Raw genomic sequence first — 11819 nt, 5'->3', positions numbered from 1 at the left:
ACTATCACCTTCCACTCTGTATCTTTTGTAAAAATTTTTTCCCATCGACTTCAGAAACTATAACTTTTGTTCCTAGTTCTTTTTCTATTTCTTCAACAGTAGTATCATCAAGAAAAACATTTGAACTTTCCTTTAACATAACATCAGGAATAACTAAAACTCCCTCATTTATTTTATCTTTTAATTGGTTTATTATATCTTTCCCCACCACAAGCCCAGCTACTGTGATATTGTGACCAAAAAACTCATTGTGTATCTTCTCCACTTTTACATTAAATCCTATTTCTCTTAATTTTTCCGCTATTTCTTCCATAAACCTATAGGCAGCTACTCCTGTAACAATAACGTAAGGAGTGGTATTTATATCTTTACTTTTATTCTTTTTTAATCCTTTTAGACTCCTTTGAAATTGATGTTTAAACAACGCCATGAGCCCTACGCCATTTTCTATTTGAGGAAATCCCTCGTAATGATAATAAGAAGGTATAGGAGCATTTGCCATCACATAAAACTCATCTGACAAAAAAACAAAAGCAGAACCAAGTTCCTTTTTTAGCTTTTCCTGCCATAAGGATACTTGCTGTACAACATTTTTCGCTTCTTCTTTAGTGAAAGTTCTCAGTTCATAAAGTCTTTCTCTGTGGTCTGTAAGTCCTACTGGAACAATAGCTATTGATTTTACACCAGGATATAGGCTTGACAAATCCTTGATAGTTTTATCAAGAACTTTACCATCATTTATTTCTGGACACAAAACAATTTGACCATGTATTTCAATTCCGTTTTTACAAAGCTTTTTTAACTTATCCATTATACCTTTTGCATTCGGGTTATTTATCATTTTTACTCTTACATCCTCATCAGTTGCATGAATTGAAACATATAAGGGAGAAAGCTTATATTTTATTATCCTGTCAATTTCCTCTTCATTCATATTAGTCATAGTAATAAAATTCCCTTGTAAAAAGGAAAGCCTATAATCGTCATCCTTAAATAAAAGAGATTTGCGAACTCCTTTAGGTAACTGGTCAATAAAACAAAAAATGCACTTATTTCTACAATGTTTTGGCCTGTCAATTAGTTCTTCTTCAAAGACTAACCCTAAATCCTCATCATAGTCTTTTTCTACTTCAAAAATGTATCTTTCTCCTGTAGCCTTTTCAATTTCCAATTGTATAAATTCATTTGACATTTCATATCGGTAATCTATTATATCAATTATTTTTTTTCCGTTTAATGTAATAAGTTTATCGCCCTTTTGTATACCTAAATCCCAACCTATACTTCCTTTTATGACATCTTTTATATTTATTTTATGCATATTTCTCCTCCTAAATTGTCTCCTCTCCTTTCAATTATGAATTAATACTATCAATACGTCAAGACCTTATTTGCAAGTTTGTTTTAATATCTGTTACTAATTTTACGAAATTGTTATATTTTTTCAATATGCCATATACCGTTATAGGTCTACCCAAAGAGATAATTCCTAAGCGCCTTGACGTAATACCTCCAATCTTTGTAGTAAGTCCTATGGTAGGAAGTGCATCTACCACCAGTATTTCCTCTCTAGAAATCCCATATAAAGCTAAAAAACTATAAATTGCCTTTGTGACTATTTGTCTTCCATTTTTTGCTCCTACAATATACACTTCATTGCCATATTCATCTTTGCCCATATAAAAAAGAGTGCCAATTTCACCATCGGAAGTTTTATCATAATGAGGAAGAGAAAGAATTTCTTCATAAGTAGGCACTCTGTCAATAGGCAAAAGTCCTATATGTATAGAAGCTGCTACAACAGAAGAGTGTGCACTTCCATAGCACATATATACAATAACCACAAACCTCTCACCTCATAACATTTTTTTATAACTCTCTACAAATCTTTTAATATGATTACATTTTATTAAATAGTAATTATACAAAAAATTGTCAATAATTTTTGTTAGTATTTTCTTTCTTCTTAAACTTATCAGCACTTTAAAAAAAATTACATCATATTGCGAAGTGTCTATAAAAATTATATCTTCTTTTATTTTAAAAATCTCTATCAAGCCATACAAAGTTTTTTTGATATTTTCACTGAAATTTTTCATCCCTATGATAAAGACCTCATTTTTATTACTATCTTTACCAATATATCTCATTTGTCCATAATCAATTTCAAACAAAAAAGGAATTTTAAAAAATTCCTCTTTTTCAATTTTGGATTTGTCATTTAAATGAAGATATGCACATATAGGAGAAGAATAGCACCCATAATAGCTATAATACACTACTTTCATAGATATCACCTAATATTGTTTAACTAAAATAAATACTCCATTTTCAAGGTCGTGAACAGCTGCCTTAAAAATTCTGCTCAAATACATAGAAAGTTTTTGCTGCTCTTCTTCATTCTCTACATAAATGATGGGTGCAGTACCACTTGAGACATTGTCTTTTGCTCTTCTTAAAGCTACTATCGCTATTATATATCCTGTTACATGTACTTCCATTCTATCACCTCAATTGAAAGCTTTTCTCGCCCCTCTTGACTTTGAAGGATACTTTCTTACAGTTTCAATTGCCGGTACATTCTTTATAATTTCCACAAAAGCATCGATATCAGGTTTCATCGCTACCATAACTACAATAATGTCTCCATTTTTATTGTTGTTCATAGTAAGAGGAGCTAATTCAGGAGTATCAACATTCATTCTTAACCCCAATTGATTAGCAGCTTCATGGAGAATAGCCTGTCTTATTCCTAAGTTATTTATGGAAATTAAACTATCCAGCCCTTTTGGTCGTATTACAACAGCCATTCCAAATTTCTCTATTATTTCTCTCCCTTCTTTCAAACCAATGTCTGCCAAAACCACGTCCTCAACACATAATAAAGGTCCTTTAAAAACAATCTTTGAAGGAAAAACCTCGGCAATATCTCTAATATAAGTAATTTTCATTACATAACGAGACAAATAAAGCACTAATCCTCCCACAATTGTTCCTATCATAGCACTTTTAAAAAGATAAACTGCCAAAGAAGTAAGAGCAGCAACTGCCATAGCAATATAGTTTCTTGCTTCAAAAATTTTAGCTATATTTTCTATATAAGCTGCTCCTCTTGGAACTAATTCTGTCGCTTCCATTTTTTCTAAACTAGTTCTTTCAATTTCTCTTACTTCTTTAAATTGTTGTGCCGCTAAAGCTAAAAAGGTAACAGCAGTATACTGTTTTTCAATTAATGCAGGAACTGAAAAGGCTCCTAAAGCCGCTGAAATTATTCCCAAGGTTAAATGAGTCATATAACCTTGAGGATAAGTAGGATACTGCCTATAATCCACTCTTAAATATATGAAGCGAGTAAGTGTTCCCAAAACAATCCCACAGACTACAATGCTAATATACAATTCTTGATTTATTTTCATGACCCATCTCCTTTTTTGCGCCTAAACTTTCCCAAATAACTTGCAAATTCTTTCCATGTTGCTTTAGAAAATTTGTGATACATCTCTCGCCTGCCAGTACTCAAAAACATAAAAGCTACTACTGACACTACAACAACACCAAGCAAAACCCATATTCCTGTACCTGCAGCTTTGTTCTGTCCAGGAAGCGGTCTTTGAGCTTTTGTAACAGCACCCACTTGTTTCTGCTCATCTGAACCGTAAAGTGCTTTAGCCAATACATCTGCTATTAAAGAGGCAGAAACTTCTGCTCTTTCTCTAGTATGAGAGTAAGTACCAAATTCTATCAGCAAAGAGTTGGGAGTCAAATCTTGATTAAAATCTCCTTTTCCAAAAAATATATCCTTGACCATATTTGGATATATCTTATCCGCTATAGCCTTTATCCTATAGGCTAATTGCTGATTTGCTTTTAAATTAGGATTGGTTCGTCCTAAGACAATTCTTACACCTGTGGCATTTTTTCCTGCAATTTTTCGTATATATTCTTTGAACGGTACTGCATCTCTATGGACATCCAAAAGTAAGTCCGGTTTAAAATCCTTTAAAAGTTTGACCGCCCCTGCCTTGATCGGCTATATGCCATAGCATCATGAGGTAAATACAAAGTCCTGTCAACCTTGACTGAAATTCCCTTTGCTTCTAAAGCCTTTTGCAAAGCAGCATCTACTTTGTATATACCCCCGTGTCCATTGATACTTGCAGCCCCATCCGAAGGAAGATATGATTCATCACTGTGGGTAGAATATATCGCCACTCTCTTTCCACTTGTATTTTGTGTTACTGCCATTGCTTGTGAGATTTCTTCTATCTCTACATCTGGAAGTTTTTCTGTTTGCAAATATTTTGCATAAGCTTTACCTTCATTTTTATCAACTTTGAAAACTTCATACAACTTATTATCCCCTGATAAATATCTATCCCCTTTAAAAACCTCCATGGCAGTTCTGAAAAGTACTTTGTTTGTCTTTTCATCATAGATTGTGTAATAATCAGGCTGCGTCTCTGCATAACCGCTAAAATTTAAAGATAAAAGCCCGATAACCAATAAGATTAATATTGCAAACTTATTCATCTTGTTTTTGTTCATTTTTTTCACCTTCTTCTTCTTTGTGAGTATCTATCAAACTACTAGCCATACCTTCTTTGGGTTCAAGGTCTTTTTTAGAAGTACCTCCTTGTATTTTTTCCCTTGTTTCCCCAATTATTTCAGATAAAAATACGGCAATTATCATGGATATAACTACAGAATCGAAAAATCCAGCTCCTCCTATGGCTATTGTTCCTCTTGTAGCTGTTATGTAGTTGAAAATAGCCTGCATCACATTCGCCAAAATTATCCCCATCACCCCTCCAATAAAAGCACTTCTTCTCGAACGCGAAAAAAGATACGCGATTAGCCCACCGACAATGCCATAAACGTAATTAGGCTCAATAATCATGGCTTCAGGTTCTGCAGGAAGTATTCTTCCTGTAATAAAAACAGCTATTCCTGCAACAATTGACACCACAACTGCATTTACTCTTTCTTTCGTATTTTCTGCTTTCAAAAAAAGATACACACATACTGCTATAGGGATAACAGCTCCACCTATGTTTATAGACACAGTTTTTGTGATTGGAATACTAGGTATTAATGTCCCTATTATCATCCCAATTATTATCAAAAAAGCCCACGTATCTGTCATTTTCATTCTATCTAATACTCTATGGGCAAATCCGAACAAAACAACCAATCCTACAATCGAAAGCAAAACATAGCTTAATGGCATCAAAATCACTCCCCAACTTTTTTCTCAAAAATATGTTTTGCACAATGCAATAAAAATATACAAAAAGCGCTCACTTTTTCGAGTGAGCGCTTTTTATTTCAATTTAAATCTATATGTTCACCAGTATCCAGATAAATTACCCATTCGCATATATTAGTTGCATGGTCAGCTATTCTTTCAAGATAACGGGCAACAAACAAAAATTGTGTTGCCTGATCAATGTTTCTAGGGTCCTCCATCATATATGTCAAAAGTTCTCTAAAAATCTGTTTGTAAAGAGCATCTACTATATCGTCTTTTTCTCCAATAGCTTTTGCCAATTCTAAATCTTGTCGTACATAGGAATCCAAAGATATTTTGACCATTTCTCTTACAATTTCAGCCATTCTCGGGATATCGATTAAAGGTTTTATATACTTTTGATGCGCAATCCTCAAAGTAGTCTTGGCTATATCTACTGCGTGGTCTGCCATTCTTTCTAAATCTGTAACAATCTTAAGACCCGTTAAAACTATCCTCAAATCCCTCGCAATTGGCTGCTGCGTTACAATAATCTTGGCACACTTATTATCGATTTCTACTTCTATTTTATCTATTCTATCATCGTCATCTATAATTTTCTGAGCTAATTCTTTGTCATGATTTACTAAAGAAGCAATGGCACTTGCAATGGCTTCTTCTACAAGGCTACCCATTTTTAAGACATCATAATGAAGTTCTTCTAATTCTTTTTCAAAATGAGTACGATTCATTGTGTCACCTCCTTTTAACCGAATCTTCCAGTGATATAGTCTTCCGTCCTCTTATCTTTGGCTTATAAAAAACTCTATCCGTCGGTCCGCATTCAACCAATTCACCATTTAAGAAAAAGGCAGTATAATCTGAAACTCTTCCTGCTTGTTGCATATTATGAGTTACTATTATTATTGTATATTTATTTTTCAACTCATTAATTAATTCCTCAATTTTCATCGTAGAAATAGGGTCTAACGCTGAAGTAGGCTCGTCCATCAAAATTACCTCTGGTTCTACTGCCAATGTCCTAGCAATACAAAGTCTTTGCTGCTGACCACCAGACAAACTGAGAGCTGACTTGTAGAGTCTATCTTTTACTTCATCCCATAAAGCCGCAGCTTTCAAACTTTTTTCAACAATTTCATTAAGCTTTTTTTTGTCTTTTATGCCATGAATTCTTGGACCATAGGCTACATTGTCGTAAACAGTCATAGGAAAAGGATTAGGTTTTTGAAAAACCATTCCTACTCTCTTTCTAAGTTCAATAACATCCACTTCTTTGTATACATCTTGTCCATCAAGTAAAACAGTCCCATTTATTTTAACTCCTTCGATAAGATCGTTCATCCTATTTAAAGTACGAATAAAGGTGGATTTCCCACAACCAGAAGGACCGATAAGTGCCAAAACGCTATTTCTCTCTACATCTAAATTTATTTTTTTGAGGGCTTGAACATCTCCATAAAACAAGTCTAAATCTTTAACCTGGATTTTTTTCATTTACCAGCATTCCCCTTCCTTATAAAAATATTATACCATTTTATTTTTCGCCTGTCATTCTCTTGTATAATACATTTCCTAACCATCTAGCAAGGATGTTAAAAATCAACACCATTAGCAATAAAACCGCTGCGGCACCGTCTGCAATCTGTCTTGCATCAGGTGCTAACCCCTCACTATTTATCTTCCAAATATAAACAGCCAAAGTTTCTGCAGGTCTAAAGATATTTAAAGGCGAGGTAGGACTCGAGGGATTTAAGTTTGAAAAATTCAAGGCAGGGCTACTCATACCTGCAGTATACAACAAAGCAGCAGCTTCTCCGAAAATTCTTCCAGCTGTCAAAATTATTCCTGTTATAATTCCAGGCATTGCAGCAGGTACCACAACTTTTACAATTGTTTGCCATTTAGTAGCACCTAAAGCGTAACTTGCTTCTCTTAAACTATTGGGCACACTTCTTATTGAATCTTCACTTACTCTTGTCATTACAGGAAGATTTAACACCGTAAGGGCAAGCGCTCCTGCTATGAGAGAATACCCCCATCCGGTCATAGTTACAAACACTAAAAGTCCAAAAAGTCCTATTACAATAGAAGGCATTGAAGATAGTGTCTCTATTGATAACCTTATAATTTCCGTTAATAAGCCTGGCTTTGCATACTCTGCCATATAAATTCCTGCACCTAAACCTATAGGAACAGAAATTATCAAAGTTATTATTAATAATTCTAACGAATTAAAAAGCTGTGGCCCTATGCCTCCTCCTGCTTCCATAAATTTTGGAGGGGAAGTTAAAAAATCTACATTAAGTCTAGTTCTGCCTTGATACAATATATAACTTACAAAAAAAACCAAAAACAATATTAAAAACACAGCAACAGCGTAAAAATATATAGTCGCTATTTTGTCATACAATTTAGATTTCATTTATACATGCCCCTCCTGCCTACCAATTTAATTACAATGATGAAAGTAAAAGATATCATAAGAAGGAGTAATGCTAAAGACCAAAGAGCATCATTCCATACGGTACCCATTACTGTATTTCCCATGTCCATTGTAATGATAGAAGTTATAGTACTTATAGGCTCTAAAAAAGATTTGGGAATAACTGGACGATTTCCTATAACCATCTGCACGGCCAAAGCTTCTCCAAAAGCCCTTGCCAATCCTAATACAATAGCAGTCAAAATTCCCGGCTTCGCTGCAGGAAGAATTACATGTCTTATTGTTTGCCATCGTGTCGCTCCGAGAGCATAACTCGCTTCTCTTATCTCCACAGGTAACGACTTTATAGCATCAGTGCTAACACTAGTAATTGTTGGCAGCGTCATGACAGTAAGAACTAATATACCTGCCAGCAAGCTAAATCCTAATCCTCCAAAATGTTTACTTATAAAAGGAACTAACACTGTAAGACCAACCCAACCGTACACTACAGAAGGAATGCCTACAAATATTTCAATAGCTGGTTGTAAAATCTTTTGCCCTAATTTTTTAGCAATTTCTACCATAAAAATTGCAGAGGAAACTCCAAGAGGTGCACTTATCAGAATAGCAAAAATAGAAACGAGAACGGAACCTAATATAAATTGTAATGAACCTACTGCGGGAACATCTCTATCAGGCTTCCAGGTAGTAGAAAATAAAAATTCTTTTATAGAGATGCCATCTTTTATAAAAGTAGAAAGACCTTTAGATGCTACAAATAAAAATAGAGAAACAGTGATAATTATTAATAGTAAAGCAGAAATGAAAACGATAGCCTTTCCAAATAAATCAACCACTTTTCGCTTTCTTTCATAATTTTTATCAGCTGTCATGTGCTTTCCCCCATTTAAGAAAATATAATGACAATATAGCACTTCTTTTATAGTAGCAACTCTTAAAAAAAACTTCATTAAATTTACGTTAAATATATGTTAAATATATGTTAAATCTATGTTAATTCCATAGTTATATAAAGAGGAACTGGTTCTTGCCAGCTCCCCTCTTTCATTATTTTTTATTTTGTTTTCATTTCAGTAACAGGTATAAATCCCAACTTAGTAAGAGGACCTTTTTGCACTTCATCAGACATCATGAAATCTAAGAAAACTTTGACTGCACCAGTAGGCTCTCCTTTTGTGTACATATGCTCGTATGACCAAATAGGATATTTACCATCTATTATGTTCTGGGCAGTTGGCTCTACACCATTATACTTTAACACTTTTACAGTATCATCAATATATGCCAAACTGATATAGCTAATTGCACCTTTTGTATCTGCTACAGCTCTTTTAACTGCTCCATTAGAATCTTCTGTCAAAGCAAGGCCTACTGCTTCTTCCTGACCTTTTAACACGATCTTCTTAAAAGTTGCTCTTGTGCCCGAACTTGCAGGTCTTAAAATAACTGTTATCTTTTCATCTTGCCCGCCAACTTCTCTCCAATTTGTTATTTTTCCGGTAAAATGTCTACCAGTTGCTGCTGAGTTAAATTATCAACTGTAACATCTTTATTCACAACTACAGCAAAACCTACAACTGTAACTTTATGATCTACTAAAGATTTTGCAGCCTCAGCATCTAATTTTTCCTCAGCAGAAATATCAGAATTTCCGATATCAATTGCGCCTTGAACTACCTGCGTCAACCCTGTACCACTACCGCCACCTTGTACTGTTATTGCTACATTAGGATATTTTTCCATAAACATTTTGGCAGCTTGTTCAGCCAATGGCTGTAACGCTGTAGAACCAGCAATTGTTATGTTACCTGAAAGATTGTCAGTGGTTGTAGTAGAATCATCGCTTTGAGGTTGTTTTGAACCACAGGCAGCAAAAGTAAAAAAGCTCGCAATTAACAGTACTGCAATAGCAACTTTCGGAAATCGACTATTTAACATTAAAGCACCTCCAAAATTATTTAAATTTTTGTACAAGTACATTGTAGCAATTCATTGTAAATTCAATATTAAAATATTGTTAAGTCTTTGTTAAATCAGCTTTGCTGAATTTCATGATAAACTTTGTACCTTTTCCTATTTCACTTTCTACAGAGATTTCCCCTTTCATAGATTCAACAATATGTTTAACTATAGCAAGGCCTAGTCCCGTACCACCTAATTTCCTTGAGCGACTTTTATCCACTCGATAAAATCTCTCAAAAAGCCTTGGAATATTTTCTTTCGAAATTCCTATACCGTTGTCTTTAACTTCAATAATTATTTTATCCCCCTCTTCTCTGGTAGAAACTTTTACAAACCCTCCTTCTGGAGTGTATTTTATACCGTTATCTATTAAATTGATCATCATCTGATGAAATCTATCTTTATTAGTATTTATCACCAAGCCAGGACAATTTAAATCTTTTATCAACGTAATATTTTTATTTCTCGCCATCTTGTCCATTATATATAATATATCCTCTATCTCATTATCCAATTCTGTTTCTTCTGTCGGATAACCTTCTTTAACATTTTCTATTTCAGAAAGAGTGAGTATATCGTTTATAAGTCTTGTAAGTCTTTCAGACTCAAAATCAATTATATCTAAAAATTTATCTCTTGCTTCAGGGTTTTCAATAGCACCATTTCTTAAAGTTTCAATAAAACCCCTAATAGACGTTAAAGGCGTTCTAAGCTCATGGGATACATTTGCCACAAATTCATTTCTTATTTTTTCTAATCTTCTCATTTCTGTAATATCATCTATTATTAACACAAAGCCCAAATTTTGATGGGAAATTGGATGAAGAATTGGACTGGTATACACTTTGAGGTGTTTATTAAAAACATTTAGCTCTAAACTTTTAGAAGGGGAATTTTTATTTTTCTTAACATCTTCAAAAAGGTCATATAACTTGCTGTTTCTTACAATCTCCAGGATGTGTTTACCGATTAAATCTTTTCCTTTTATATTTAGAATTTTCCTCGCAGCGTCATTTATGAGCAATATTCTTTCATTATTATCAAATGCAATAACTCCATTTACTATGCTTTTTAAAATAGCTTCTAATTTTGCATTTCTATCATTTAATTCTTCTATAGTCACTTTTAATTTATAGGACATAGAGTCAATTGCATGAGAAAGCTCTTTTATTTCATCAATAGAATCGCTTTCAAGTCCATGACTGTATATCCCATTTGAAATATCCTTCGTAATCTCAGTTATCTCTTTTATAGGCTCTACTATATTTTTTATAAATCTATAACTTAAAAAAAATGTTACTAAAATTCCCAAAAAAATAGCAAAAATAAATCTGGTCATTGGAGCATAGCCTAAAAAAAATAGAGCAACTATTAAAATCCCAAGTAGGTCTATTAAAAGCAATTTACAATAGGATTTCTTTAGCATTAGACTTCACCTTTATCCTTCAACTTATATCCAATTCCTCTGACAGTCTCAATATACACAGGAGATTTATCATCGTCTTCTATCTTTTTTCTTAAATGCCTGATATGGACATCAACGGTTCGAGTCTCTCCAGCATATTCATACCCCCACACTTTATCCAAGAGATAGTCTCTAGTTAATACTTTACCCATATTTTGAGACAAAAGTTTCAAAAGCTCAAACTCTTTTAAAGTCAAGTCTAATACTTTTCCTTTTTTATAAACCAAATGCTTTCCAGTATCAATAACTATATCACCAAATCTTATTATTTCTTCTTTTTCTTCCTCTGGCTGCTGGGTTCGCCGAAGAACAGCTTTAATTCGAGCCAACAATTCTCTTACGCTGAAGGGTTTTGTAATATAATCGTCTGCTCCCAACTCCAATCCCAATACTTTGTCAAATTCTTCGCTTTTTGCCGTTAACATTATTATAGGAATATTTTTGGTTTCATCATTCTTTTTTAAAATTTTACATATTTCCAATCCATCAACATCTGGTAACATCAAATCTAGGATAACCAAATCAGGTTTTTCTTCAAGTGCTTTGTCCAATCCTTCTTTTCCATTTTCCGAAGTAATGACTTTGTACCCTGCTGCTTCCAAGTTATACCTTAAAAGTTCCAATATATGAACTTCATCTTCTATGACCAACACCCTATGGGCCATTTTGACACCTCCAGGTAATATGGCTTGTACACC

Annotated in this window: 11 protein-coding genes and 3 pseudogenes; all 14 read right to left on the bottom strand. The window is 33.7% G+C overall.

What is annotated here, in order from left to right; translation table 11 throughout:
• Nucleotides 1-4: 4 nt before the first annotated feature.
• Nucleotides 5-1321, bottom strand: a complete 1317-nt coding sequence (locus tag JCM7501_RS06040; protein ID WP_028992154.1) for a DUF512 domain-containing protein — start codon at nt 1319-1321, stop codon at nt 5-7.
• A gap of 58 nt (nt 1322-1379) precedes the next feature.
• The gene (locus JCM7501_RS06035; protein WP_012995450.1) at nt 1380-1844 is read right to left on the bottom strand and encodes a DUF3189 family protein; all 465 of its coding nucleotides are present in this window, start codon (nt 1842-1844) and stop codon (nt 1380-1382) included.
• A 12-nt stretch (nt 1845-1856) separates the two neighbouring features.
• On the bottom strand, nt 1857-2288 hold the full coding sequence (locus tag JCM7501_RS06030) for a DUF3189 family protein (RefSeq protein WP_012995451.1): 432 nt from the start codon (nt 2286-2288) through the stop codon (nt 1857-1859).
• Between the two features lie 9 nt (nt 2289-2297).
• Nucleotides 2298-2501 carry a capping complex subunit for YIEGIA gene (locus JCM7501_RS06025; protein ID WP_012995452.1) on the bottom strand — a complete coding sequence of 68 codons (204 nt, stop codon included), beginning with the start codon at nt 2499-2501 and terminating at the stop codon, nt 2298-2300.
• Nucleotides 2502-2510: 9 nt separating this feature from the next.
• The gene (locus JCM7501_RS06020) at nt 2511-3416 is read right to left on the bottom strand and encodes a YIEGIA family protein (RefSeq protein WP_028992153.1); all 906 of its coding nucleotides are present in this window, start codon (nt 3414-3416) and stop codon (nt 2511-2513) included.
• A pseudogene (gene spoIIP, locus JCM7501_RS06015) lies at nt 3413-4545 on the bottom strand (stage II sporulation protein P). The gene JCM7501_RS06020 and the pseudogene spoIIP overlap by 4 nt, the downstream one beginning before the upstream one ends.
• Entirely contained in the window at nt 4523-5227 is a 705-nt protein-coding gene (locus tag JCM7501_RS06010) for a DUF1614 domain-containing protein (protein WP_028992151.1), read from the bottom strand. The pseudogene spoIIP and the gene JCM7501_RS06010 overlap by 23 nt, the downstream one beginning before the upstream one ends.
• A gap of 98 nt (nt 5228-5325) precedes the next feature.
• A complete protein-coding gene (phoU, locus tag JCM7501_RS06005) occupies nt 5326-5979 on the bottom strand; it encodes a phosphate signaling complex protein PhoU (RefSeq protein WP_012995456.1) in 654 nt (217 codons plus the stop codon).
• Between the two features lie 14 nt (nt 5980-5993).
• A pseudogene (gene pstB / locus JCM7501_RS06000) lies at nt 5994-6742 on the bottom strand (phosphate ABC transporter ATP-binding protein PstB).
• A 40-nt stretch (nt 6743-6782) separates the two neighbouring features.
• Nucleotides 6783-7670 carry a phosphate ABC transporter permease PstA gene (gene pstA, locus JCM7501_RS05995; protein ID WP_028992150.1) on the bottom strand — a complete coding sequence of 296 codons (888 nt, stop codon included), beginning with the start codon at nt 7668-7670 and terminating at the stop codon, nt 6783-6785.
• The gene (gene pstC / locus JCM7501_RS05990) at nt 7667-8566 is read right to left on the bottom strand and encodes a phosphate ABC transporter permease subunit PstC (RefSeq protein ID WP_028992149.1); all 900 of its coding nucleotides are present in this window, start codon (nt 8564-8566) and stop codon (nt 7667-7669) included. Before pstC ends, pstA begins: the two co-directional genes overlap by 4 nt.
• Before the next feature lie 182 nt (nt 8567-8748).
• Nucleotides 8749-9632, bottom strand: a pseudogene (locus JCM7501_RS05985) (phosphate ABC transporter substrate-binding protein).
• A gap of 79 nt (nt 9633-9711) precedes the next feature.
• Nucleotides 9712-11082, bottom strand: a complete 1371-nt coding sequence (gene pnpS / locus JCM7501_RS05980) for a two-component system histidine kinase PnpS (RefSeq protein ID WP_028992147.1) — start codon at nt 11080-11082, stop codon at nt 9712-9714.
• Nucleotides 11082-11786, bottom strand: coding sequence for a response regulator (locus JCM7501_RS05975; RefSeq protein WP_012995462.1), 705 nt, complete (start codon nt 11784-11786; stop codon nt 11082-11084). The genes pnpS and JCM7501_RS05975 overlap by 1 nt, the downstream gene beginning before the upstream one ends.
• Nucleotides 11787-11819: the final 33 nt, after the last annotated feature.

The organism is Thermoanaerobacter thermocopriae JCM 7501, assembly GCF_001310975.1.
In the GTDB taxonomy this organism is placed as follows: Bacteria; Bacillota; Thermoanaerobacteria; order Thermoanaerobacterales; family Thermoanaerobacteraceae; genus Thermoanaerobacter; species Thermoanaerobacter thermocopriae.
Note: the sequence above shows the minus strand (reverse complement) of the source record. Positions and strands in the feature narration are given on the sequence as shown.

Coding starts and splice junctions, on each gene's coding strand:
- pnpS (WP_028992147.1), bottom strand. CDS start 11,082: ATGCTAAAGAAATCCTATTGTAAATTGCTTTTAATAGACCTACTTGGG.
- JCM7501_RS06040 (WP_028992154.1), bottom strand. CDS start 1,321: ATGCATAAAATAAATATAAAAGATGTCATAAAAGGAAGTATAGGTTGG.
- JCM7501_RS06020 (WP_028992153.1), bottom strand. CDS start 3,416: ATGAAAATAAATCAAGAATTGTATATTAGCATTGTAGTCTGTGGGATT.
- JCM7501_RS06030 (WP_012995451.1), bottom strand. CDS start 2,288: ATGAAAGTAGTGTATTATAGCTATTATGGGTGCTATTCTTCTCCTATA.
- pstC (WP_028992149.1), bottom strand. CDS start 8,566: ATGACAGCTGATAAAAATTATGAAAGAAAGCGAAAAGTGGTTGATTTA.
- JCM7501_RS06010 (WP_028992151.1), bottom strand. CDS start 5,227: ATGCCATTAAGCTATGTTTTGCTTTCGATTGTAGGATTGGTTGTTTTG.
- JCM7501_RS05975 (WP_012995462.1), bottom strand. CDS start 11,786: ATGGCCCATAGGGTGTTGGTCATAGAAGATGAAGTTCATATATTGGAA.
- JCM7501_RS06025 (WP_012995452.1), bottom strand. CDS start 2,501: ATGGAAGTACATGTAACAGGATATATAATAGCGATAGTAGCTTTAAGA.
- phoU (WP_012995456.1), bottom strand. CDS start 5,979: ATGAATCGTACTCATTTTGAAAAAGAATTAGAAGAACTTCATTATGAT.
- pstA (WP_028992150.1), bottom strand. CDS start 7,670: ATGAAATCTAAATTGTATGACAAAATAGCGACTATATATTTTTACGCT.